Origin of the sequence: Nitrincola alkalisediminis, assembly GCF_009821115.1 — a bacterium.
GTDB classification, from domain to species: Bacteria; Pseudomonadota; Gammaproteobacteria; order Pseudomonadales; family Balneatricaceae; genus Nitrincola; species Nitrincola alkalisediminis.
In genome coordinates, this window is record NZ_VYTY01000002.1 from 282810 (window position 1) to 307570 (window position 24761).

At 45.0% G+C, this 24761-nt stretch carries 19 protein-coding genes; 8 read left to right on the forward strand and 11 right to left on the reverse strand.

Annotation, left to right across the window (positions count from 1 at the left end):
- The first annotated feature begins 2 nt into the window (after positions 1–2).
- The gene (locus tag F5971_RS04460; RefSeq protein ID WP_193494271.1) at positions 3–1118 is read left to right on the forward strand and encodes an efflux RND transporter periplasmic adaptor subunit; all 1116 of its coding nucleotides are present in this window, start codon (positions 3–5) and stop codon (positions 1116–1118) included.
- On the forward strand, positions 1118–4177 hold the full coding sequence (locus F5971_RS04465; protein WP_193494273.1) for an efflux RND transporter permease subunit: 3060 nt from the start codon (positions 1118–1120) through the stop codon (positions 4175–4177). Before F5971_RS04460 ends, F5971_RS04465 begins: the two co-directional genes overlap by 1 nt.
- Here the strand turns inward: F5971_RS04465 and F5971_RS04470 are convergent.
- Together F5971_RS04470 and F5971_RS04475 are read right to left on the reverse strand one after the other, a co-directional pair.
- Entirely contained in the window at positions 4174–6939 is a 2766-nt protein-coding gene (locus F5971_RS04470) for an EAL domain-containing protein (RefSeq protein WP_193494275.1), read from the reverse strand. The genes F5971_RS04465 and F5971_RS04470 overlap by 4 nt on opposite strands.
- A 70-nt stretch (positions 6940–7009) precedes the next feature.
- Positions 7010–7936 (reverse strand): tripartite tricarboxylate transporter substrate-binding protein, encoded by a 927-nt coding sequence (locus tag F5971_RS04475; protein ID WP_193494277.1) that lies wholly within the window; start codon positions 7934–7936, stop codon positions 7010–7012.
- Between the two features lie 208 nt (positions 7937–8144).
- Between F5971_RS04475 and F5971_RS04480 the strand changes: the two genes are divergently transcribed.
- Positions 8145–8978 carry an ion transporter gene (locus F5971_RS04480; protein WP_036511312.1) on the forward strand — a complete coding sequence of 278 codons (834 nt, stop codon included), beginning with the start codon at positions 8145–8147 and terminating at the stop codon, positions 8976–8978.
- A gap of 48 nt (positions 8979–9026) precedes the next feature.
- Here F5971_RS04480 and F5971_RS04485 read toward each other — a convergent pair whose 3' ends face one another.
- The 6 genes from F5971_RS04485 to F5971_RS04510 form a co-directional block, all read right to left on the reverse strand.
- Positions 9027–11369 carry a methyl-accepting chemotaxis protein gene (locus F5971_RS04485; RefSeq protein ID WP_193494278.1) on the reverse strand — a complete coding sequence of 781 codons (2343 nt, stop codon included), beginning with the start codon at positions 11367–11369 and terminating at the stop codon, positions 9027–9029.
- Between the two features lie 225 nt (positions 11370–11594).
- Positions 11595–12956, reverse strand: a complete 1362-nt coding sequence (locus F5971_RS04490; RefSeq protein ID WP_237748599.1) for a TRAP transporter large permease — start codon at positions 12954–12956, stop codon at positions 11595–11597.
- Between the two features lie 63 nt (positions 12957–13019).
- Positions 13020–13613, reverse strand: a complete 594-nt coding sequence (locus tag F5971_RS04495) for a TRAP transporter small permease subunit (protein ID WP_036511306.1) — start codon at positions 13611–13613, stop codon at positions 13020–13022.
- A gap of 37 nt (positions 13614–13650) precedes the next feature.
- The gene (locus F5971_RS04500) at positions 13651–14715 is read right to left on the reverse strand and encodes a TRAP transporter substrate-binding protein (RefSeq protein ID WP_036511303.1); all 1065 of its coding nucleotides are present in this window, start codon (positions 14713–14715) and stop codon (positions 13651–13653) included.
- A gap of 121 nt (positions 14716–14836) precedes the next feature.
- Complete coding sequence (locus F5971_RS04505; protein ID WP_036511300.1) at positions 14837–15619, reverse strand: 3-hydroxybutyrate dehydrogenase; 783 nt, start codon at positions 15617–15619, stop codon at positions 14837–14839.
- A gap of 118 nt (positions 15620–15737) precedes the next feature.
- On the reverse strand, positions 15738–17687 hold the full coding sequence (locus F5971_RS04510) for an acetoacetate--CoA ligase (RefSeq protein ID WP_036511297.1): 1950 nt from the start codon (positions 17685–17687) through the stop codon (positions 15738–15740).
- A gap of 206 nt (positions 17688–17893) precedes the next feature.
- Here F5971_RS04510 and F5971_RS04515 point away from each other — a divergent pair, with 206 nt between their 5' ends.
- Positions 17894–19327, forward strand: a complete 1434-nt coding sequence (locus F5971_RS04515) for a sigma-54 interaction domain-containing protein (RefSeq protein ID WP_051514421.1) — start codon at positions 17894–17896, stop codon at positions 19325–19327.
- Positions 19328–19341: 14 nt separating this feature from the next.
- Here F5971_RS04515 and F5971_RS04520 read toward each other — a convergent pair whose 3' ends face one another.
- Both F5971_RS04520 and msrA read right to left on the reverse strand, forming a co-directional pair.
- Entirely contained in the window at positions 19342–20064 is a 723-nt protein-coding gene (locus tag F5971_RS04520; RefSeq protein ID WP_193494279.1) for a 16S rRNA (uracil(1498)-N(3))-methyltransferase, read from the reverse strand.
- A gap of 40 nt (positions 20065–20104) precedes the next feature.
- Positions 20105–20578 (reverse strand): peptide-methionine (S)-S-oxide reductase MsrA, encoded by a 474-nt coding sequence (msrA, locus tag F5971_RS04525; protein ID WP_246187759.1) that lies wholly within the window; start codon positions 20576–20578, stop codon positions 20105–20107.
- Positions 20579–20698: 120 nt separating this feature from the next.
- On the opposite strand from msrA, the gene F5971_RS04530 reads away from it, so the two are divergent.
- From F5971_RS04530 to F5971_RS04545, 4 genes are all read left to right on the forward strand, one after another.
- Positions 20699–21526 carry a symmetrical bis(5'-nucleosyl)-tetraphosphatase gene (locus F5971_RS04530; RefSeq protein ID WP_193494281.1) on the forward strand — a complete coding sequence of 276 codons (828 nt, stop codon included), beginning with the start codon at positions 20699–20701 and terminating at the stop codon, positions 21524–21526.
- A gap of 7 nt (positions 21527–21533) precedes the next feature.
- The gene (glpE, locus tag F5971_RS04535; RefSeq protein ID WP_036511291.1) at positions 21534–21851 is read left to right on the forward strand and encodes a thiosulfate sulfurtransferase GlpE; all 318 of its coding nucleotides are present in this window, start codon (positions 21534–21536) and stop codon (positions 21849–21851) included.
- On the forward strand, positions 21851–22978 hold the full coding sequence (locus tag F5971_RS04540) for a tRNA nucleotidyltransferase/poly(A) polymerase-related protein (RefSeq protein ID WP_246187760.1): 1128 nt from the start codon (positions 21851–21853) through the stop codon (positions 22976–22978). The genes glpE and F5971_RS04540 overlap by 1 nt, the downstream gene beginning before the upstream one ends.
- Positions 22979–23042: 64 nt before the next feature.
- Entirely contained in the window at positions 23043–24176 is a 1134-nt protein-coding gene (locus F5971_RS04545) for a patatin-like phospholipase family protein (protein WP_193494283.1), read from the forward strand.
- Positions 24177–24201: 25 nt separating this feature from the next.
- On the opposite strand, the gene F5971_RS04550 is transcribed toward F5971_RS04545, so the two are convergent.
- Positions 24202–24753 (reverse strand): DUF1415 domain-containing protein, encoded by a 552-nt coding sequence (locus F5971_RS04550; protein ID WP_246187761.1) that lies wholly within the window; start codon positions 24751–24753, stop codon positions 24202–24204.
- Between the last annotated feature and the right edge of the window lie 8 nt (positions 24754–24761).

Here is a 24761-nt window from a genome sequence, read left to right on the forward strand (position 1 = left end):
GAATGGACTTAAAAGACGCTCAACTCTCCCCTAAACGTCGGGGCTTGGTATCGATTATCGCAGCAGGTCTTACCTCTCTTTTACTGATTATCTGGATTATGTCTGGCAACACCTATCAATCTGTTGATCCAGACCAGCTTCAAGCCAAGGAGGTTGAGTCAACCGTCTCAAACCTACCTAAAGTTCAGACGCATCAAGTTGCAGCAAAGACCTTTACTCCGACACTGATCTTGCAAGGTACCCTTTCTCCATATTATCAAGCTCAGGTATATGCACGCACCTCTAGTCAAATCCAAGAGCGTCCCGCAACATTAGGGCAATGGATTGAACAAGGAGACGTTCTGGTGCGACTGGATCCAGAAACCAGACGCACGCTAGTCCAGAAAGCAGAAGCTGATGTCCATTTACACCGCTCTGAACTCGAGGCCGGTGAGCGCTTATTTAAGAACAGATTATTATCTGAGCACGAAAAACTACGTTTAAAAGCCACGGCGGCCGCCAGTGAGGCGGCTCTAGCCGATGCAAAACTCGCCCTTGCACACACACAAATAAACGCCCCTATTGCAGGATTTGTAAACTCACTACCGTTCGAAATTGGCGAGTTGGTTCAATCCGGTGATGTGATTGCAACCCTTACAGACACACGTAATCTCAAAGTAAAGGCTTACGTTGCACAGCAAGATGTCGGGCGTATGGGCGTCGGAAACCCTGTAAAGGTCACTCTCTTAGATGGACATACATTCGTTGGTGAAATTACGTTTATCGCGAACCTTGCCGATACGGCCACTCGTAGTTACGCAATCGAAGCCAAAATTAACAACCCCGAAGGCCTTCGCATTGCTGGAGCGAGCGCGACTTTAGAGATTTCCTTACCGGAGGTTTTAGCCCATCGTATTCCGCCTTCCCTATTAAGCCTAGACCCTTCAGGCCAGGTTGGCATTTTAGGCGTGAATAATGAGCAGGTGGTTGTTTTTCACCCTCTCACGCTCATCAGCTTTGATACGGAGTATGCTCGGGTTATCGGCCTGCCGGATACTCTAGAAATCATTACGCTTGGAGCTGGCTTCACGCAACCCGGTGACAAAGTTGAACCCCATTTGCAAGAGAGTCCCCTCTGATGGAGCAGATCATTCGTGCCGCTATCCAGCGTTCAAGGGCCACTCTTTTACTCTTTATATTTATCCTGTTGGGAGGAGTCGCGGCGTACCAAGCGATTCCCAAAGAAGCCAACCCAGATGTTGTCATTCCTATGATGTATGTGTCCATGGCACTTGAGGGCATTAGCCCTGATGACAGCGAGCGCCTTCTCGTTCGCCCCATGGAGCAAGAGCTTCGAGCACTGCAGGGGGTACGGAAAATGACCTCAATTGCCAGTGAAGGTCATGCATCGGTTATGCTTGAATTTGACGCAGGCTTTGATCCTCACAAAGCGCTGCAGGACGTTCGACAAAAGGTTGATACAGCTCGCACCAAGCTTCCGTCTGAGGCGGATGAACCAAGGGTGCACGAGATTAATGTTGCCTTGTTTCCTGTCATTTCAATTGCGCTGTCGGGGCCCCTTCCAGAAGCTCAATTGATCTATTTAGCGAGACAACTAAAGCTTGCGATTGAAGGAATTCCCGAGGTTCTTGAAGTTGATATTGCCGGTGATCGAGATGATTTATTGGAAATAATTGTGAACCCACAGGTCCTTGATCAGTATCAAATTGATTATTTTCAATTATTTAATTTAGTGTCCAATAATAACCGATTGGTTGCCGCTGGCAGTTTAGACACAGGATCTGGCCGAATGACCCTTAAAGTACCCGGCATGATCGAGTCGTTACAAGATATTTTAAGCATGCCCGTCAAGGTAGAAGAGGACCGAGTTGTCACATTTTCAGATATTGCAACCTTAAGGCGCACCTTCAAAGATCCAACTGGCTTTGCACGCATTAATGGTCAGCCCGGTTTAGTCTTAGAAATCAGCAAGCGCTCAGGTGCCAACATCATTGATACCACCGCGCATATTCAATCCGTTATTGAAGAAGCCCGCATGATACTTCCTGACGATGTTGATTTGAGAATCCTCATGGATCAATCCATTGAGGTACGCGATATGCTCAATGACTTATTGAATAATGTCATGACAGCCGTCGTGCTTGTGTTGATCTTAATCATCGCTTCCATGGGGTTTCGTTCAGCATTAATGGTCGGATTAACCATCCCAGGTGCGTTTTTAGCGGGGATACTCTTAATTTGGACGCTAGGGTACACCCTGAACATTATCGTACTCTTTTCATTGATTCTAGTTGCAGGCATGTTGGTCGATGGTGCCATTGTTGTCAGTGAGCAAGCCGATCGTTATCTCAAAGAGGGGCAATCACCCGCAAATGCTTGGCTTAATTCAGCGCACCGCATGAGCTGGCCTATCATCGCATCCACGGCCACCACCCTGTCTGTTTTTGTTCCGCTCCTGTTTTGGCCCGGCGTTGTCGGAGAGTTCATGAAATACCTTCCTGCAACCGTTATACTATGCTTACTCGCCTCACTGGTCATGGCGCTGATCTTTTTACCCACAATGGGTGCCGTAATGACACGCCCCATCAAAACGTCATCAAGCGATATGGCGTTGCACAACCCCATGAGCCGTCTCTATCGGTGCATACTTGGACGTTTGTTAAAAGCGCCCTTTTTAACCCTATTGGGTATGATGTTGGTCATTACCCTTATTTTTATCACATACAGTCGCTTTAATCATGGCGTGGAGTTTTTTCCAGATATTGAACCAGACTCATTACAATTGCAGATTAGAGCACGGGGAGATTTATCCGTTTACGAGAAAGATATCCTTGTAAAGCAAGTTGAGGATCGACTGATCAACCTAGCGGAAATAGACTCTATTTATGCACGCACCTTTGCCTCCGCCTCCTCTCAACAAGGTGAGGACGTTATTGGCGTCCTCCAGTTCAAATTAATTGAATGGCATCAACGCCGAACCTCTTCCCACATTATTCAATCAATGCGGGATTTAACATCTGATCTGGTTGGCATTGAACTTGATTTTCGCAAACAGGATATGGGACCAGGTCAAGGGAAACCCTTTCAACTAGAGGTAAGTGCAAATGATATCACGTTAATACATAATGCACTTGATACCCTCCGTGCCCGCATGGAAAGCATTGGTGGATTTATCGATATTGAAGACAATCGTTCCCTACCTGGGATTGAATGGCGTATCGAAGTAGATCGAGAAGCCGCCGCTCGACTTGGAGCAGATGTTCTCTCAGTAGGGAATGCCGTGCAACTGGTTAGCCATGGTTTAATGCTCGCTACCTATCGCCCAGAAGACGCGAATGACGACGTTGATATTCGAGTCAGGTTACCTTTGCACTGGCGGTCAATTGACCAATTGACTCGTCTCACCCTGAATACGCTTCGTGGGCAAGTACCTATCTCACACTTCGTTCAAGTGGTTCCTATGCCTAAAACGGGCTCTTTACACCGTGTGAATGGACAAAGAACCTTAACGCTTCAGAGCGACTTGGCTGAAGGCTCGCGTTTAGATGAACGCTTAAATGAGCTCAGACCCTATCTTAACGAGCTGCCCGACGGGGTCTCGATCAACTTGGCAGGTGAAGATGCTGACCAGCAAGAAGCGGCCATATTTTTAATGAGCGCCTTCATCATCGCTATTTTTTTGATGGCGTTTATTCTTGTCATCCAATTCAACAGTCTATTTCAAACCTTCCTTGTCCTCAGCGCGATTCTTCTTTCCACAGCTGGCGTACTATTAGGGTTATTGATTAACGGCCAATCCTTCGGAATCGTAATGGTTGGCATGGGGATTATTGCACTTGCCGGTATCGTGGTGAACAACAATATTATTCTAATTGACACCTTTAATCGTTTACGACGTGAAGGAACCGACCCCTATCAAGCAGCATTGGAAACAGGTTGCTTAAGATTACGCCCGGTTCTTCTAACGTCCGTCACGACCGTGCTTGGATTAATGCCGATGGTTTTAGGTGTCAACGTTAATTTGTTAGAACCTAGCCTCGGGATAGGCGCACCTTCAGCACAATGGTGGATGCAGTTATCGAGCGCCATTGCTGGTGGATTAACTTTTGCCACACTCTTAACACTATTGCTAACACCCTGTTTACTTTTACTGGGTTGCCGAATCTTTAAAACTTAGCTCAACTGGTTTTCAAACGTCTCAAGCGATGCCATAAACTCCTTTAAGGAAACAGGACGACCAAACAAATAACCTTGGTAAAGTAAGCAACCATAACTTGCAAGGAGTATTCTTTGATCTTCTTGCTCCACGCCCTCTGCGATAACTGATAAATGCAGACTTTTTGCCAAGGACACAATGGTCGATGCAATATCGGCATCTTGTGTGTCGGTTAACAAATCTCTAACAAAGGTTTTATCAATCTTTAATTGATCCAATGGGAGACGTTTTAGATAGGATAACGAGGAATAGCCTGTGCCAAAATCATCCAACGCAAACGTGACACCGATTGCTTGTAGCGCTCGCATTTTTTCAATGGTGTCATCGATGTCATCTAACAACATACTCTCTGTGATTTCTAACTTCAGCTTGCTGGGATCAGCCCCTGTTTTAGAAATCGTGCTTTTCACTTTTTCAACAAAATCATGTGTCCGAAGCTGATGAGCGCTAATGTTAACAGCCAAGGTCAATCCCTGAGTCAACGTATGAGCAGCCCAACCTGCCAATACTTGGCAGGCTTCCACCAAAACCCAGTCACCCAAGGGAATAATGAGCCCGGTTTCTTCTGCTATAGGAATAAACTCATCTGGTCGAACCATACCTTTCACAGGATGCATCCAACGCAAAAGGGCTTCAGTACCCACACGTTCACCATGATGGTTAACTTGAACCTGGTAGTACAATAAAAAGTCCTTATTTTGAATACTACTGCGAATATCATTTGCAAATTCAGCATATTCCATTACCTTGGTTTGCATTTCTGGATTGAAAAATCGATAGGTATTCCGTCCTGCCGACTTTGCTTGATACATGGCTAAATCAGCCTGTTTTAGCAGTTCATCAACTCCTTCAGCATCCCCAATAAATAAAGCAACCCCTACGCTTAAAGTACTATGATGTTCAACATTTGCAATAGAGTAGGGTTGACCCAAACTCGTGAGGATTTTCTTACAAAGAAGATCAACGTGATTCGATGCTGATTTTTCATTTTCGCCGACATCTTCCAGCAAAATAATAAACTCATCACCGCCTATCCTTGCGACTGTGTCTGTACGTCGAATACAGGTTTGTAATCGTTCTGAGGTTTTCACCAATAGCTGATCACCTGCATCATGACCCCGCGTATCGTTTAGGGTTTTAAAATCATCTAAATCCAAGTACAAGAGCGCACCATAGGTGTTCGTTCGAACGCTGGACAATACCGCTTTTTTTAAACGATCCATCAGAAGTTGGCGATTTGGCAACTGAGTCAGCTGGTCATAAAAAGCCAACTGCCTAATTCGATTCTCCGCAGCTTTACGCTGGGTAACGTCATTCAGGGTCACAACATAATTCAGAACTTTACCCGTTACATCACTCATAACCGCCGTGATACTAATCCACTGTAAATACTCTTCCCCATTCTTTTTTTGATTCCATATTTCACCCTGCCATTTCCCATCAATCAATAGTTTTTTACTCATTTCTTTGTAAAAAGAATCAGTATATTTATTAGACTTAAGCTGACTTAATGACTTACCGATCAACTCATCTGACTGAAACCCTGTTATATCTGTGAAGGCCTGATTATTCCGGAGAATAACTTGATTGCGATCCGTTACCAACATACCTTCACTCGATTCAAAAACAGTTGCAGCAATATTTAAATCTTCAACCATACTCTGCATGGCTTCACTGACTTGATTATATTCGTATACATCTGTGGGCGTGAACTCAACCCCCCTCATTCCTTTTTTTATTGATTCTATATAGCTCATCATGTTATCAATTGCCCGTTTATGGGTAAAATGTAAAATAGAGCCTGCCATAAATAGCAACAATAAGAACCCACCTGATAGTAGTAAAAAAGAGCGCCAGTACTCAACATAAATTGAGTCAAATCGATTTCCAGCGACACCAAGTTCCAGCCATATTGGGGTTATAATTTTATCTAGACTTAGAGTCTCTTTGATAAAAAAAACATCATTGTCATACCAAAGAACATCATCAGATGTTACAGTTTTTCGTGTAAACTTCGAACCATTTACCTGTGGATGACTGTCAAATATTACTGATTTTTTGGTACCTATCCTTAAAACATCTAAATCAGCTCTTGCAATTACATCTTGATGAAAAATTTTATTATTTCCTATTGCAAATCCCGCAAAAATATAACCTTTCAGCTGAATACTTGCTGGATCAAAAACAGGGACTGCCTTTAATAATACAGAAATCTCTTCATGCTCCAATAATGTCCATTTGTTTGTAAACAATATAGGTGAATCTATATTTTCCAATATAGGATCAATTTTATAAAGTGGAATACCAGCATCAAATAAAAGAGATCCAGAATGGTCAACAAGAAAAAATATATCTAAACTTGCACCAATTACCGAGTCTTGAAACATAAAAATCATATCATCCGTGATAGATTCAACGGTCGTGTTTTCACTGATATTAGAATTTGGCATGAAATTTCGGCTTGAAGTGATTGTATGCAAATACACATCAAGAAGATTTATTCGATTCTCTACCATGCTTTCAATGGTGCGCTGACGCTGCAATAAACTCTGCTTAATATCTTCCTCAAATTTAGATTTAGCTGTTTGAACAGAGTATCCCATTGATAAAATTAAGGTTAAAAAACCCAACAATCCAAATATTAGAGTAATTCTAGTTGTAAACTTAAGCTCCCAGCGTTTGCTCGAACCTCGCTCACTTACCTGCTTACCATCATCACTCATCAGTATTGACCCCGACTTCAACAACTCAAATCAACACCCAGACATGATTGTTGCTACTAAAATTTAAGCGCTATTTCGACAGTTCGATTAGCCGTTGGTAGGACTCAACTTGCAGATCAAAAACGCGCTTTAGTTCAACTTCATCCAGAAGCACAACGGGCATGCGTATCACGTTTTCCGTAACATCAATAAAACGAGGATCTTTTACAACCTGTTGCAATGCCCCATACAAAGTCGAGACCACCTCATCAGGAGTATTCGCAGGCACCGAGATTACACGTATTACATCCATGCTAAACGGATACCCCAACTCTCTCAATGACGGAACATCGGGGTAATAGAATAAGCGATCTTCTGGGAGGCCAGCGAGGACGACCATTTCTCCCGTTTGGGTATAAACACCATGAGTCCCTCCACTAAACGCAATTTGAGCCGCTCCAGATACTATTAAAGGGGCCATTCCAGCACCACCTGTCGTCGGAATAAACCGTAAGCTAAGCCCCTCCTTTTTAGCGATGTACTGCATGATAAACCGATCTTGCAAATTTTGAGTCGCATACACAAGCCCTGGATTTTGTCGGGCATAATCCAGAAATTCATGCCAGGTTTTGAAATCCTGAACCCCCCCCGTAACAAAAGCGGGTTGATCTAAGGTCACACCTGCCACATAACGAAAACTATCCAACTGGTATGAAGCAGGTGACACTAAAGGAGCGAAGGTAAAAGGTAAAGATAAACCAAACTGAAACACATACCCCTGATCTTGGTTATTTGCCAACATCGCCGCAGCCACTGCACCACCGGCTCCAGGGTAGTAAATAATGTTCACAGGCTGTCCAATCACTTCTGACATCACCTCCGCTAAAACCTTACCTTGTATATCAGTACTACCACCTTGCTCAAATCCAATCAGCATGGAAAGGGGTCGGGTAGGAAACTCTGCAGCCTGCCCCCACGGGCATAATAAAACCAGTAAAAAAAGTGCTACTCTTTTCATGATGCATGCCCCTGCTTTGCTTAATCGAATACGCCTAGTCGTTCTGTCATGTTTTAATTTTAGGAGCCTACGCCACTTAAGCAAGCTCTGACCACTTAAATCATCCTGTAGATAGACTAAATCTCTCTTTTGAAGGCAGGCGCAATCGGCGATAATGGCCATCAATTTTCTCATGTGTTGCACAACCTTTACTGGAGACCTATCTAGAATGAAAATATACTGGTACCGCTTGCGAGACCGGCTTGAATCACTGCGTGCCAACAAGATCTTTGAAACGTTTGTCATTGCTGTCATCATTATTTCAGCGTTGCTGATAGGGGCGAAAACCTATGATGAGAGCACGCGTTTTGAGCAAGTTATGGTTTGGCTTGATCTCGGCATTACCCTCTTTTTTCTGTTTGAACTCATCATTCGCATAGCCGCTGAAAAGCGAACCCTCGATTTTTTCAAAAAAGGTTGGAATATCTTTGATTTTGTAATTGTAACCGCGAGCTTGATTCCGATTGATGATTCCGAGATGGTACTCATCGCTCGTCTACTGCGTATTTTCAGAGTTTTACGTTTGATTTCAATGATTCCTGAACTTCGCATTTTATTAACGGCACTTTTAAAGTCTATCCCTCGGATGGGGTATGTTGCTCTGTTAATGTTTATCATTTTTTACATTTACGCAGCCGTTGGGAGTTTTCTATTTGAAAGCGTTGATGAAAAGCTCTGGGGCAATATTTCACTGGCCATGCTCACGCTATTCCAAGTTGCCACGTTTGAAAGTTGGGCAACAGCTGTTCTGTACCCAACCATGGAACATTATCCCTACAGCTGGATTTACTTCTTAACATTCATATTCTTAAACGCGTTTATTTTTCTGAACATGATGATCGGAATCGTTTTAGACGTCATGCAAAAAGAAAGTGCCGCTGAACAACTGGAGTCCGGTGAAGGTGAAATAGCCGAAATCCACTGGATGCGCGAGCATATGCAAAGTATGTCTGAACAATTAGAGCGTATCGAAGTTCAGCTTCGTGAGCAACGGAAGCCCTAGACATTCAATAAGCGTCCTCGAAAACACTACTCTCGAGGACGCTCTACCCTAACGTACTTTCCAACGGTTAACACTGGTATTCAATTCCGACGACACCACGCTCAACTCCTCACTGGACTTAGCGGTTTCGCCCGCTTTGTCCATCGATACGCGTGAACTCTCAAAACTATCCGATAATACACCAACCAACTCATCTGTCATTTGACTTTGCTGATCTGAAATCGCGACGATGTCCATGTTCGCACGGACAATATCTTGCAAAGAGCTCTGGATGGTTTGCAGCGCACTCTGCGCATCTTTTGCCGTTACTTGCAGCACGTCAAAGCGATCATGCTCTTTCGTCATCAGATTTTTAGTGCTTTCTGCATTATTTAAAAGCTTATTAATGATGACATGTATTTCGGCGGCTGAGTTTTTGGAGCGTTGAGCCAAGTTACGCACTTCATCTGCCACCACCGCAAAGCCTCTACCCTGATCTCCCGCTCTTGCCGCTTCTATCGCAGCATTCAACGCCAAAAGATTCGTTTGCTCCGCCAACTGAGTAATGACCTCTAATACATGGCGTATTTGATCAAAATCCAAGACCAGATTTGAAATGGATTGAGTCGCTTCAGCAACCCCTTGAGCCGCTTGATGTACATCGGATATCACCAATTGAACCGTTGAGGCACTTTGATCAATGGTTGTACTCGCCAAACGCGTCAACTCACTGGCTTGATGTGCTTGCTGATTCACGGACACTGCACTCTGTACCATGCCCTGAACCAACTGTTCCGCTTGCTGATTACGTTCATTCTGTAAATGCAGCTGATTGAACGTTTCTTCTGAGCCAAGGCTTAACTTAACCGAAACTTGACCAAGCGTTTCACTGGCCTGACGACTGAGGGTCACTGACTGAGCAATTTCATCCATCAATTGATTTAAGGCCCCTGATATTTCTCCATATTCATCTTGACCTTTTAATGGGCTCTTATGAGTTAAATCACGGGTTGACTGGATTTTAAGAAGACTGCTATGCAACACGCTTACAGGACGGCTAAATAAACGTGCAGCCAGGAGAGCAAGAATGAGCGCGATTACTAAAACAGCAAGCGTTACGAAAATGACCGATTGCGTAATTTGCTGACGCAATGTACCGACCATTTGCAAAGCTTCATCTTTTTCCATCTCAGTGACGATAATCCACTCGACACCCTGTGCGGGGACAGTTCGATAGCTTCCAATCACCTCTGCGCCGATTGGGTTAATATAATGCTCGACCCCCTCGTTTCCAGATACCGCGCGGGTAATCGCCTGACTTTCAAAACGCACTAAGGTTGCAAGTTGATTTCGGATTGGGATTAACGCTGCCTGAGGGCTTTGCTCCGATGACAGGTTTGCTAGAAATGGGCCTGGATTCTCATCAAACTCACGCTTGCTCGACAATAAGTACTGGTTTTGATTTAAGAGATACGTATCTCCTGTCGCCCCTAACCCCTGCCCAACACGATTGCCTTTATTCGATAGAATTTCATCCAATGAACCTGTCCCTAATCTTACAGCGAATACACCTAGCAGATTGGCTTGGCCATCTTGAACATCGTACACGGGCATTCCAATAAAAGCCGATGGCATTCCACCTGCAGGAATATAAGAATAAAAGTCAGAAAAGATAGGACGACCGCCAACCGGAACCTGAATAGCTTGCCTAAACACATCACTCAACCCCGATAACACAATCATTTCGTGGTTAACATCTAGGGTAAAGTCAGGTAACTTTTTAAGTGAATAGACAATTTCACCTTCAGGGTTTAGATAATACACATCTTCATATCCATAAAAATTTGCAAAATCTAACAGCTCCGGATGAAACTCTCGGTGAGCTAAGGTATAACGTGAGCGGTCAGCGGGTTCAAATACCTGCTCAACCTCATCCCACTTTGTGCCTGACTCAACAAGATAATAATACTGAAGAATGAGTTTCGGCTTGTCTAGAGATTGAACATAGTTATGGGCATCAAAAAGACTTTGCCCCATATTACGTTGTAAATTTGCCAAAAAACCTGATTCTAAATACGCTCGTAAGGCATTTTGCTCATCCAGTATTTCTTCTCTGCTACGCACCACTGCGTTGAGGCGATAGCCGCGATAAGCTGAAGCTAAAGCAGGCAAGGCTCTTTTTGCCTGTACACCTGACGCATACCCTGCCACTTGCTGACTCAAGGTATCAAGATACCCCGTCAAACGCTGCGTTTGGGTATCATTGATAAATGCAAGTTTCAGTTCTGCCTGCTCAACCAATAAGCTCTCACCCGCACGCAAACTCGAAAAGCTAATCATTAAGCTGGCCGCTAACGAGGCAAACAAAGAAACCCCGAGCATGATTAACAAGAGCTTAGTTCTTATACTCATCGGCCTTTCCTATCAACGCATCACTAAATTAGATAGAAACAATGTTTCAAACACTGTTCATATACGACTAAAGTTAGCATGCTCTTGGAGATTTATCCAAGCTGATTTTTCGTTAATGCCAAAAGAATTATTTTGTATCAATTATTTACTGCAATTCTAAAAAAATAAGGCTCAACTAATGTGAGCCTTAGAGAGCAAGATTACGTTGAAGCAATCAAACAGCACCTAACCATATCGAACTCCAGGCAACCAGAGCACTAGATCCTTCCAATAAAAGACCAACGCAACGGCTAACAACTGAATCAAGATAAAAGGAATGACGCCTTTATAGATATCCGTTGTTTTGATACTGGGCGGCACAACGCCTTTTAAGTAGAAGAGTGAGAAGCCCACCGGTGGTGTTAAGAAGGACGTTTGTAACGCCAACGCAAACAACACGACGAACCAAGTCAGATCAAAACCTAATGCCGCCACAACGGGACCCACCAATGGCAGTAAGATCAAGCTGATTTCCAACCAATCTAAGAAGAAGCCTGCTACAAATGCAATCAGTAAGATCACAACCACTATTCCTTCAGGCGACAGCGGAATGGCTTTAAGTAAACCACCTATAAATTCGTCGCCGCCCAGTGAACGCATGACAACAGCAAAGGCGGTCGCCCCTAAGAAAATCCCAAAGACGAAAGCCGTCGTTAAACTGGTTTTAATACTGACATCTTTTAGAACCGCAAGGGTTAAACGCCCATTCATCGCTGCCAATATAGTTGCGCCAAGCGCGCCAACGCCCGCCGCTTCTGTAGGCGTTGCAATACCCAAGAAAATTGAACCCAAAACCGCAAGAATTAAGCCAAGCGAAGGTACCACAGCCAGCAAGGTATCAATGATCATCTTAGCCGTAATCGGTGGCAAATCATCACGTGGTTTTGACAGTGATGGAACAAAAATCGATGCTATCACCACATATGCAATGTACATAAGACCTAGCATCACACCCGGAATTAATGCCCCCATGAACAAATCACCAACGGGCAATGATAACTGATCAGCCATAATAATTAGCATGATACTGGGTGGAATCAAAATTCCGAGTGTGCCAGCCGACGCGACAATACCGCTGGCAAATGCTGGCGAGTATTTTTGTTCTAACATCACAGGAATCGACAGCATGGCTAAGAGCACAACCGAGGCGCCAACGATTCCAGTAGACGCAGCAAGCAGGATGCCAATGCTGATCACAGCAACGCCCAAGCCGCCTCGGAAACGGCCAAACAGATTGACGAAGTTTTTCATGAGTTTTTCTGCAACGCCTGAACGCTCAAGCATCAAACCCATAAAGATAAACATGGGGAGGGCCACCAGCACCCAGTTCGTCATTTGCCCATAAATACGTTGAACCATTACCCCAAAAATACGCCAATCGGTCAGGAAGTAGGTGTCCACATCCCAATATTGGGCAGCTAAAATTGAGCCAACGCTGAATAAAACAGAGATACCAGCCAATATCCAAGCAACCGGGTATCCTGTAAATATCAGTAGGATGAAACTGCAAAGCATTGCAATGACGATAATTTCATTCGCTTCAAACACGGAAAAATCCCCTATACAGCAACATAGAAGCGCTTAGGCGCGCAACGCCCATTACATGACGAATCACTTATGAGTAACTCTGGCTTTAGGAAAGCCTGTCAGAAAAGAAAAAGCTCGAATTAAGCGCGCTAACCCCGCCATAAACATAAGACCAAACGCCAGCAAGATGACCGATTTAATAATCCATCTCATGGGCAGTCCACCAGGGGCCGCTGATACCTCATTGATTCGGTATGAGCGTTCTACAAACGGATAGGCATATGTCAGAATCAGGTAGCAAAAGGGTAGCAACAATATAGAGATTCCAAGGATCTCTATCACTGCTCGTGTCTTAGGTGAGAGGTGTTCAGCCAACACATCCACTCGAACATGCCCATCATGCAGAATACAGTAGGACAATGCCACCATAAATCCGACCGCAAATAAGTGCCATTGCAACTCTTCAAGTGCAATGTAGTTTGTCCCGAGTAAGTAGCGAAGTACAACATTTGCTACCACCAAGATCATAAGAAAAACCCAGATTAGGGAAGAGAAACGTCCAAAAAACTCAACTATGGATTCGAGAATGTCTGAAACCAGAGTCCGAGGGTATTGAACGGCCGCTCGATGAGCGACCGCCTCCTCGACTTTTTCAAGATCAACATTATATTCAGCCATGTGAATATCAACCTTTTACGTCAAAGGAAAATAGAAATTAGTCTTTTTCAATACCCCAATCACGTGGTAGGTAACCCAAATGTTTCCAAGTGCTATGCTCTTTTTGGAAGGCTTTCATTGAGCTGTAGACTTTAGCAAACATAGGGTCTGTTTCTGAGCGACGCGCCATGACTTTATCAGTTGCCTCTTGGAAGGCTTTCAATATTTCTTCATCGTACTGATGCAGCTGCACGCCACGTTCTTCGAAGGTCTTAAGCACCGCACCTTGAAGCGCTTCTGCTTTTGCAAGGGCTAAGGCATTGCCTGCCATACACGCGTTTTCGATCAGTGCCTTGGTTTGATCATTCAATTTAGACCATTCACCTGTATTTACATAGAGGAACTGATTGGTTGATGGCTGATGCCAACCCGGCAAGTAATAGTGCTTAGCCACCTGATAAAAGCCTAACTGCTCATCTACGGTTGGCAGTGAGAACTCAGTTCCATCAAGCACCCCTGTTTCCAGCGCTTGATACAACTCGCCACCTGGCAAGAGTGTCACAGACATACCAAACTCAGCCATGATTTCACCACCGACACCTGCGGCACGGAACTTAAGTCCTTTGAACTTATCAAGAGAGTCCATTTCCTGACGGAACCAGCCTGCGGCTTCCGGACTGATGGTTCCACACAGAATGGGGTACACATTATGCGGAGCAAAGGCCTCTTTTAACAACTCATCGCCACCATGAAAATACATCCAGGCAAGAAACTCTTGAGACTCTAAACCAAAGGGCGTCGCGCCAAACAGCGCCGACACAGGAAGCTGTCCCCACTCGTACCCCATCCATGAGTAACCCGCCGGAATATTGCCATTGCTTACGTTTTCAAACACACCCAATGCTGGAATCAAAGCACCGGGTTCAAAAGTTTGCAGTGTGACGCGACCGCCACTCATATCGGATATCATTTTAGAAACAGCAGGCATAGTGTCGCCAAGTGCTGTCAGGGTAGAAGGGAACCCCATTGGAACTTGCCAACGAACACGATCAAAATCAGCAAAAGTGACAGTAGAAGTGAATAACGTTGTTGCAACAGCAACCGCCATAAGAGACTTTTTCATAATGCAAATACCCGTTTTTTAGTTTTATTAATATAGGATTATCTGGTTTGAAATATTTCAAACTTCGTCAAAGCATCAATACTATTATATATCTAGCTTTTATTTTCCAAACTGCAAGTTTTTAATGTGCTGTCCAACCTCCATCAATAGGTAAAGATGTACCTGTTATTGCTTTTGCCGCATCAGAACATAAAAACACCACTAAACGCCCGATATCATCGGGTGCTACAAAATCAGGGTAAGGTGCTTTTTCTTTAATTAAGCCTTGCTTAGCCTCTTCATAACTGGTGTTGTTCTTTTGGCTAAATGCTTTAAATTGCTGAACCAGCAAGGGCGTGTCGGTCCAACCAGGGCAAATCGCATTGACCGTCACCTGCTTTGCAGCCAACTCCAAAGCGGTAACTTTGGTAAGACCAATCAATCCATGTTTGGCCGCGCAGTAGGCTGCTTTGTTAACTGACGCAACCAAACCATGAACCGAAGCAATATTAATAATCCGTCCCCAGCCTTGCTCAACCATAAACGGGAGCACTTGCTGAGTCGTATGAAACGCACTGGATAGATTCACAGCAATAATTTTATCCCACTGCTCGACAGGAAAGGTTTCGATAGGCGAAGTGTGTTGGATGCCCGCATTGTTTACCAAAATGGAAATAAAGCCCACTTCTTTTTTAACGCGATCAAATAGATCGGTAATTTGGTTTGGATCACTAATATCCGCTTGGAAGTAGCTGACGCCGACTGAAAACTCATCGAGAAATGCTTGTACAAGCACTTGCCCTTCATCTTCAGATGAGAGACCGTGAAGAACAATATCAACCCCTTCTGCCGCCAACTGACGGGCAATTGCAAGGCCAATACCGCTGGTTGATCCAGTGATGAGTGCACGTTTGATATAAGACATGTGTAACCTTTTTTATTTTTATATGTGTAAATTGGTAATACCAATTTACACATATATATTACTGGGTTTTCTAAAATACTGTCAAGAATTAAATCCGTAAAAAACCGACTTAAAACGCTTAGTTTTTCAACTCATCTAAATCTTTAAATAGCGCCAATGCCTCTGGATTGGCCAAAGCATCTTTATTCTTAACTTCCTCTCCCATTACCACTTTTCTTACAGCAAGTTCGACTATTTTCCCACTAATTGTCCTAGGGATATCACTCACCTGCAGTATTTTTTCCGGGACATGCCGTGGAGTGGTATTTAAACGAATCACATTTTTTATTTGCTTAATTAAACTGTCATCAAGCTCAACCCCATCCTTTAGGCGAACAAACAACACCACTCGCACATCATCCTTCCAGGGCTGACCAATACAAAGGCTTTCAAGAACCTCATCCACTTTTTCAACTTGTCGGTATATTTCAGCGGTGCCTATACGCACGCCCCCCGGATTCAAGACTGCATCCGAACGACCGTGAATAATGATGCCTCCACGCTCCGTGACTTCACCATAGTCGCCATGCGCCCAGATGTTTGGAAATTGAGCAAAGTAGGCATCATGAAAACGACGCTGCTCTGGATCTTGCCAAAAACCAATTGGCATGCTTGGAAATGGCTTCGTGCAGACCAACTCACCCTTCTGACCACGCACTGGTTTTGCGTCGTCATCGAACATATCAACCGCCATGCCTAAGCCTCGACACTGCAACTCGCCTGCATAGACTGGTAAAATCGGAGAACCCAAGGCAAAGCAAGAGACAATATCTGTACCGCCCGAAATGGAAGATAACTGCAGATCTTGCTTAATATCGCGGTAAACATACTCAAAGCTTTCGTGCGAAAGAGGAGAGCCTGTTGAAAGGACAGCTTTTAGCGCTGACAAATCAAAATCGTTACGGGGTTTCACGCCGGCTTTTTCCAGTGCCGCTAAATACTTAGCACTCGTACCAAAGACACTGATTTTTTCCTGCTCTGCTATCTGCCAAAGGATGGAAGGCGTCGGTGCAAAGGGAGAACCGTCGAACAGGACCAGCGTACAGCCCGTCGCCAAACCACTGACCATCCAATTCCACATCATCCATCCACAGGTCGTGTAATAGAAAAAGTGGTCATCCCTACGCAGGTCAGTATGTAAGATCAACTCTTTAAGGTGCTGAATCAAGGTTCCACCGACGCTGTGCAGGATACACTTGGGAACACCTGTGGTCCCTGATGAGTACATAACATAGAGCGGATGATTAAAGGCCACCTGCTCAAAGTCTATTGTTTTTACATCATCAAGCACAAAGTCATCCAGTCGGATGGCTTTAGGCACCCCTGACAGATCAGGATTGGCGCTTAGGAAAGGCACGACCACAACGGCTTCAATTGAGGTAATGCTCTCAACAATCCCGTGTATTTTTCCAAGACTGTCAATCGATTTACCGTTGTACAGATACCCATCGGTTGTAAACAACACCTTGGGTTTAACCTGTCCAAATCGATCAATAACACCATTAATACCAAAGTCTGGCGAACAGGATGTCCAAACAGCCCCTATTGAAGTGGTTGCCAGCATCGCAATTAAGGTTTCTGTGATATTGGGCATGAAGCCAGCCACTATATCGTTTTTTACGACACCTTGAGCCTTCAAACCAGCTGCGAGAGCCGCTACCTTCGAATAAAGGTCACGATATGAGATCTCGCTGCGTCGGCCATCCTCACCACAAAAAACAATGGCTGGCGCATCATCACGATAGCGTAGAAGATTTTCAGCAAAATTTAAGCGTGCCTCAGGAAACCAAGTCGCACCTGGCATAAGGTGGCCGTTATCGAGGGTACGACCCCCTTTATGACTGGATAGAATTCCGGCGTAATCCCAGAAAAAATTCCAAAATCTTTCAGAATCATCTGTACTCCACTGCCAAAGTGACTTGTAATCGTCCAAATCCAAACCGAAAGCTTGATTAACTTTAACAATAAAATCAGACATTTGAGTCGAAGCGACTCGTTCAGGCGTAGGCGCCCACAGAGGTTCTTGCATGGTTAACCCTTATTATTATTTTAACCAAATAGATTGAAAACAGTTACGTACTTTAACAACCAATTAAGCACACAACATGCCAACCTTATAAACCATTGATTTAGCTAAAACAAATACAACACCTCGCTCTCAGAGTCTTAAAAAATAGACATAATGTCTTATTTCTGATACAAAAAACGTCTAATAATTAAGACAAGCTATCCATTATGCAAAATATTCGCTTTGATGCTCACGCTATGCGTGCAAAGGTTTTATCCTTCTTACAAACCTCTTTTGATACGTTTTATGAGCACACGATTGCTGTGGATCAAAAAGGAATTCTCACTTGGATTAGCCAAAGCTATTGCGATTTTTTACATCTGGAAACATCGCCAGTTGGCCAACACATTACAGACGTCATACCGAATAGTTACCTGCCTCAAGTCATCGCCACAGGTAAACCCGTTTTCCTCGACTTGCTCTATGTTCGACACCAATGGGTACTGGTAAGCGTCATCCCGCTCCACAACGATTTAGGCCAGGTTGAAGGGGCATTTGGCTTTGTCGCCACTGACCGCCCATCTAGCATGAAACCCTTATTGGCCAAATACAACCGCCTCCAAAGCGAAGTCAGGAATGCAAACCATTACCAAAGTGAACGCACATCGCGCTACCAACTCTCACAAATAGCGGGGCAAAGCGAAGCGTTAAAACACGTCAAACATCAAGTACGCCAAGCGGCACGCTTTGACATCTCCGTACTTTTAACTGGCGAGACAGGCACGGGGAAGGAACTCTTTGCCCATGCCTTACACAACCTATCCGACCGCTCCGAAAGCCCTTTTGTATCGATCAATGTTGCAGCCATTCCCGACACCTTAATTGAGGCCGAATTTTTTGGTGTCGCGCCCGGTGCCTTCACAGGAGCAAAAAAAGAAGGACGTGCTGGAAAGCTGGAACTCGCTCAAGATGGAACCTTATTTTTAGATGAAATTGGTGACATGCCCTTGGTGCTTCAATCAAAACTCTTGCGTGTCTTGCAAGAAAAGGAGTTTGAAAAGATTGGCTCTAATAAAATTCAAAAAACAAATGTCAGAATTGTCGCCGCAACCAGCCGAAACTTACTGAAAATGGTTGAAGACGGCGAATTCAGAGCCGACCTCTACTACCGACTGAGCGGAATGCCGATTCATTTACCCCCTCTACGCGAGCGGCCTGAAGACATTGAGTTTATTGCTGAACGTATTTTAGATGAATGTTGTATACGCCTAAATCTGTCCACTAAAGAACTTGCCACCGACGCCTTAGAGAGATTGAAGCTACATCATTGGCCTGGAAACGTTCGAGAGCTCTACAACCTATTAGAGCGCGCTTGCATTTTAAATGAATCGCACACTTTAATTTGTGCTGATCATATTGAAGCCTTGATGGAATTTCGCCTAGCGCCCATCCCCCCTTCTTTGATCACACAAGACGCCAAAACACCCGAAACTCAGCCCCTATTGAGCTTAAAAGAGCAAGTCCAATTAGCGGAAATCCAAGCCATACGTGAAGCGCTTAACCGAAACAAAGGTAAGCGAGTATTAGCGGCAAAGCAACTCGGTATTTCACGAGCAGCTCTGTATAACAAGATAACGCAGTTCAATATTCAAGATGCTTAGCCGTCACCTTGAACTCAAATCACGGGAAACAAACGTGACAATAAAACAGGCACAGCGGTTTCAACTTTAAGAATACGCTGGCCTAAACTAATGCTGCTCAATCCTGCAGCATTGAGTTTTTCAACCTCATAAGGAATAAACCCTCCTTCTGGGCCAATCGCCAACACCGTTGGCAGCCACTCAGAAGCTGGACAGGTTAAGGCTTGATACGGATGTGCAACATAGGCTCTTTTTCCCTCTACCATTGCTGGCAACTCATCTTCGACAAAGGGCTTAAACCGCTTACGAATATGAAGTGTCGGTAAATTGGTATCGCCAGACTGCTCTAAGCCAAGCAACATCTGCTCATACAAGGACGCTTCATTCAGAATAGGCGTGGACCAGTAGCTCTTATCCACCCGATATGAATGAATCAACCAAATATCTTTCACCCCCATGCTGGAGAGCGTTTGCAACACTCTCTTTAACATTTTAGGACGAGGGAGCGCCAAGATTACGGTAACCGGTAAAGGCAAAGGCGAGCGCTGAGTCAATTCAGTCCAACTCAGCGACACAGACGCCTGATCAATATGCTCAACACTCGCCAACCCTATAGACCCATTTAATAACCCCACTTTGAGAAGATCGCCTCGCGCAACCTGATGGACATCACGAATATGCACAAAACGCCGATCTCGGAGGGTCACCCCCGTAGAAGTAACGGCATCTTTTAATGGATCAATAATAACCAAATTCATAATAATCAAAATACTCTATGCAATCGCAAGCCAAGCGGCATTAGAACGCACAGTGCCCCATTCCTCGTTTGCTTAAATACTGTTGATGATACTCTTCCGCTTTCCAAAAATGGGATGCCGGCGAGATATCTGTGACGATAGGTTGAGGATACGCAGCGCTTTTACTCAGCTCAAGTCGGCTTTGCTCAGCTAAGACGCGCTGCGACTCGTCGTGGTAAAAAATAGCGGAACGATATTGAGTACCGACATCAGGCCCCTGTCGATTTTTCGTCGTCGGATTATGACACTGCCAAAATGTTGTAAGCAAGGCCTCGTAAGCAACCTGCTCCGGGTCAAATTCTACCTGAACCACCTCAGCATGATAGGTTTCGCCTGTACACACCTGCTCGTACGAAGGCGAATCAACATGCCCACCCATATAACCAACCTGTGTTGACAGCACACCCGGTACCTTTGAAAAGGTCAGTTCAACACCCCAAAAACATCCAGCCGCAAAGGTTGCAATAGCCATCATCAACTCTCCGTTTACTCATGATTTGAAAAAGTTACTTGAGTTTACGCAAAAACCCACGACTTTGATTAGAATTTTACGCCATAACTGCGTTATGATTCAGATATTAAGAGTAGGAAGACTATGGCAACGTACGCAATTGGCGATGTTCAGGGTTGTTATGATGAACTTCGACAACTTCTGGATTTATTGAACTTCAATGAACAAGATCACCTATGGTTTGCAGGTGATCTGGTTAACCGTGGACGCCAATCACTCGACGTTTTGCGTTTCATTAAAGGGCTTGGTTCACAAGCAACCTGTGTTCTAGGGAACCACGATCTCCATTTACTGGCTCTTCACTTTGGTGCAACGCGTGATAAGCGCAACCAAACACTGCAACCGATACTTAATGCACCTGATCGCACCGAACTGATGGAGTGGTTACGCCGACAGCCTCTGCTCGTCTCAAACGAACGCCTCGGCTATGTCATGACCCATGCAGGTATCCCTCATATTTGGTCACTGGAAAAAGCGAAGAAATATGCTCAGGAAGTTGAGCAAGTGCTCAGAAGCAAAGATGCCACTGAATTTTTTCGTCATATGTACGGCAACAAGCCTGATGTATGGAGCAAAAATGTTGATGGCTGGGCCCGACTTCGACTCATCACGAATTACTTTACCCGCATGCGCTTTATTTCGACAAATGGACGGTTGGAGTTTAGCGGCAATGGCACGCCTGATTCAGCTCCACCCGGATTCGCACCTTGGTATCAAGTCCCTAGAGATCAGCCACTTGAACAGCGCCAGCTCTTTGGTCACTGGGCTGCACTGATGGGCAATGTCAATAACGCTGCCGTCGTTGCGCTCGATACTGGCTGTGTTTGGGGAAATAAGCTAACAGCCATGCGTCTAGACGACCATGTTTTCTTTCAACAAGACTGCTCTGCCTATCAAACTCACCAGGCTTAGGAACCATATGAGCTCATTTAAACATCTATCACCGCAAGCCGCTGTTGAACTCATGGAGCAAGGGGCCAACCTTGTCGACATTCGAGACATCCAAAGTTACAACAGCGCCCATATCCCAACCGCCATTCATCTCAACAATGACAATTTGCCACAGTTTTTAGACCAGGCCAGTCGAGAAAAGCCGTTGATTGTCTGCTGCTATCACGGCATTAGCAGCCAATCAGCAGCCGACTACTTAGTCGGACAAGGCTTTTCCGACGTGTATAGTTTAGACGGCGGCTTTGAGGGCTGGAAACAGTTATTCCCCGATGCTTGCGAATCCTGATGCAAATTTGCCTTGTCGGTGGCGCTGTCCGTGATCAACTCTTAGGCATTCAAAGCCAAGATCGTGACTGGGTTGTCGTCGGTGCTACAGAGACCGATATGATCGCTCAAGGCTTTCATCCTGTTGGACGTGACTTTCCTGTGTTTATTCATCCAAAGACAGGCGAAGAATATGCCTTAGCTCGCACCGAACGTAAATCGGGCCATGGCTATGCTGGGTTCACCTTTTTTGCGTCACCCGATGTGAGCCTAGAGGAAGATCTTGCTCGTCGAGATCTAACAATAAATGCCATGGCTCAACTGGCATCAGGAGAAATCGTTGACCCCTTTTCAGGTCAAAGAGATCTACAGGATAAAGTGCTTCGCCACGTTTCATCGGCATTTTCAGAAGACCCACTGCGTGTACTGAGAGTGGCACGCTTTGCTGCTCAGTTTCACCATCTTGGTTTCCACGTTGCCAGTGATACAATGCTCCTCATGCGAGAGATTAGCGAAAGCGGTGAACTCGGTTTTTTAAGCGCTGAACGCGTCGCGCAAGAATTTGAAAAGGCACTGTGTAGTCCACACCCTCTGATTTTCTTGGAAATACTCAAGCAGTGTAATGCGCTGGATTGTCTTTTTTCAGAATTCTCGCGCTTGAATTTAGAGCGCCTAACTCCCTTTATGCAACGCCTAAAAACAATGAGCCCAGCACCTGAACTCAGCTTCGCTCTGATATGCCAGGCAATTGCCGAGCAGGAAATGCTAGAAAGCACCTCGTTTGTTCAAGACCTCTGCCTTCGCATCAAAATGCCCAATCGCTACCGCGATCTTGCTCGTCAATTTGTCATCTTTTATCCTTTTATCAATGATTTTGTGCAGCTACCCCCTCAACAAACACTGACCACACTCAAAGAACTGAGGCTGCTCAAAGAACCCAACACCCTGCCTGAGTTGATCGCTCTTTACCTGAGTCGGAACACCAATATTAAGCGGGAAGACTTTGAACCACTGCAGCGCTTGCTTCAGCAGATTCGAACACTTTCACCACAGACGTTCATGGCAAAAGGACTCAAGGGTGCCGAACTCGGCAAAGCCATCGAAGCCGCTCAACTCGACATCTGCGCGCGTTACACAGAATACAGCTAGTGCGTTTATACGTTAAAATTTATGCTAGACTATCAATATCTTACTTCAGCCAAAGGCCTTAGGTATGAAGCCTGCATTGATCTTATCAGGCGGTGGCGCGCGAGCTGCCTATCAAGTTGGTGTATTAAAAGCACTGGCTGAAATGCTGCCACCCAACACCAGCAACCCCTTTCCAATCATATGTGGAACATCAGCTGGTGCAATTAATGCACTTTGGCTTGCCTCTCATACCGAAAACTTTGCAGAAGCGGTTCGGGAGCTTGAACAGTTATGGTCACAACTCACCCCTAACGATGTGTTTAAAGCCGATGCTCTTTCCATCTTTAAAGGCCTCATGCACTTAGGCTGCTCGTTGTTTAAGGGAGGTATTAGTGAAACAGCTCCCTTATCCTTATTTGATAACACACCGCTCAAAACCTTATTAAAAAAGAATATTCGCTTTGAGCGCTTGAACGATGCCATTCAGTCAGGAAAACTGGATGCCATTAGCATCACGGCTATGGGGTACCATTCAGGTGAATCGGTCAGTTTTTTCCAAGGGCACTCAGGCCTTAGCAACTGGAAACGCAGCCGTCGCAGTGGTGTTGCCTGTCAATTGAGCCTTGATCACTTAATGGCATCAACCGCATTACCGACCATCTTCCCGGCGGTGCACATTAATCGCGAGTACTTTGGTGATGGAGCTATTCGACAAGGCTCGCCGATCAGCGCCGCTCTGCACCTTGGGGCCAGTAAAATTCTTGTGATCGGCGTCAGTGGCAACAGAAGCCCCAAACACTGGGCGAAGCGCGAAACGCTAAATCACTCCCCCTCCATGGCACAAATTATGGGGCACTTGTTTAATAGCGCATTTATTGATGCCCTTGAAAATGACATTGAGCATATGGAACGCGTCAACCATTTACTTAAGCTGATTCCAGACCAACAACGCGCCTTAACTCAACTGGATTTAAAAGTCATCGAGAGTTTGATTATTTCGCCCTCTCAGGCATTGGATGCAATTGCAGCCAACAAATTACAAGCATTACCTAAGGGGCTCAAGTTTGCACTGAAAGCTGTCGGCGCCTCTCGCAAAGGCGGCGGTGCAGGGATCGCCAGTTACTTGCTCTTCACGCCAAGGTTTACGGAGTCACTGATTACACTGGGTTACCGTGATACGCTATGGGACAAGGAGAAGATATTGCGCTTTTTCAAATAACCAGCCGCGTAACCAGCTCGTCCATTTACGATTTAAACAACCAAGGAAACAGTCGCTTTCTTTCCTCAATCGACAAGGATCGCATACGCGCAATGTTCGTAAACGGAATGGCATCAGGATTGGGATGTTTTTCCAATGCAATTTCAACCGAGTCTTCTCTGATCAAATGCAAGATTGGATAGGGAGAGCGATTCGTCAAATTACCCACATCATCATTCGTCGTACCCGAAAACTGATACCCTGGATGAAAACTGGCGATTTGATACACACCGTCTCGATCACACTTGGATAACAGACGTTCGGTTTGCCAGAGAAAATCATTGTAATCCAAAAAATCTGGCCACATATTTGGAAACGCCAACACAGTGGTCTCAAGCTGCTCAACGGGCGTTTCATCCAAACGAATCAACTCATCCACTAACAAGGTTAAGACATCCGCCTCCTCAGTCACTTCGCTAATACAAACACGAATCTGGTTCTTACGTCTTGGATAAGCGGCAAACGGACAGAGATTTAAACCGATTACAACTTCATCTATCCATTGCCAAACACGTGCTTCTTGATTCTCAGATTGCATGACCATTA

Coding starts and splice junctions, on each gene's coding strand:
- F5971_RS04530 (WP_193494281.1), top strand. CDS start 20,699: ATGGCAACGTACGCAATTGGCGATGTTCAGGGTTGTTATGATGAACTT.
- F5971_RS04465 (WP_193494273.1), top strand. CDS start 1,118: ATGGAGCAGATCATTCGTGCCGCTATCCAGCGTTCAAGGGCCACTCTT.
- F5971_RS04460 (WP_193494271.1), top strand. CDS start 3: ATGGACTTAAAAGACGCTCAACTCTCCCCTAAACGTCGGGGCTTGGTA.
- msrA (WP_246187759.1), bottom strand. CDS start 20,578: ATGATGGCTATTGCAACCTTTGCGGCTGGATGTTTTTGGGGTGTTGAA.
- F5971_RS04520 (WP_193494279.1), bottom strand. CDS start 20,064: ATGAATTTGGTTATTATTGATCCATTAAAAGATGCCGTTACTTCTACG.
- F5971_RS04480 (WP_036511312.1), top strand. CDS start 8,145: ATGAAAATATACTGGTACCGCTTGCGAGACCGGCTTGAATCACTGCGT.
- F5971_RS04550 (WP_246187761.1), bottom strand. CDS start 24,753: ATGCAATCTGAGAATCAAGAAGCACGTGTTTGGCAATGGATAGATGAA.
- F5971_RS04505 (WP_036511300.1), bottom strand. CDS start 15,619: ATGTCTTATATCAAACGTGCACTCATCACTGGATCAACCAGCGGTATT.
- F5971_RS04540 (WP_246187760.1), top strand. CDS start 21,851: ATGCAAATTTGCCTTGTCGGTGGCGCTGTCCGTGATCAACTCTTAGGC.
- glpE (WP_036511291.1), top strand. CDS start 21,534: ATGAGCTCATTTAAACATCTATCACCGCAAGCCGCTGTTGAACTCATG.
- F5971_RS04515 (WP_051514421.1), top strand. CDS start 17,894: ATGCAAAATATTCGCTTTGATGCTCACGCTATGCGTGCAAAGGTTTTA.
- F5971_RS04545 (WP_193494283.1), top strand. CDS start 23,043: ATGAAGCCTGCATTGATCTTATCAGGCGGTGGCGCGCGAGCTGCCTAT.
- F5971_RS04470 (WP_193494275.1), bottom strand. CDS start 6,939: ATGAGTGATGATGGTAAGCAGGTAAGTGAGCGAGGTTCGAGCAAACGC.
- F5971_RS04500 (WP_036511303.1), bottom strand. CDS start 14,715: ATGAAAAAGTCTCTTATGGCGGTTGCTGTTGCAACAACGTTATTCACT.
- F5971_RS04485 (WP_193494278.1), bottom strand. CDS start 11,369: ATGAGTATAAGAACTAAGCTCTTGTTAATCATGCTCGGGGTTTCTTTG.
- F5971_RS04510 (WP_036511297.1), bottom strand. CDS start 17,687: ATGCAAGAACCTCTGTGGGCGCCTACGCCTGAACGAGTCGCTTCGACT.
- F5971_RS04495 (WP_036511306.1), bottom strand. CDS start 13,613: ATGGCTGAATATAATGTTGATCTTGAAAAAGTCGAGGAGGCGGTCGCT.
- F5971_RS04475 (WP_193494277.1), bottom strand. CDS start 7,936: ATGAAAAGAGTAGCACTTTTTTTACTGGTTTTATTATGCCCGTGGGGG.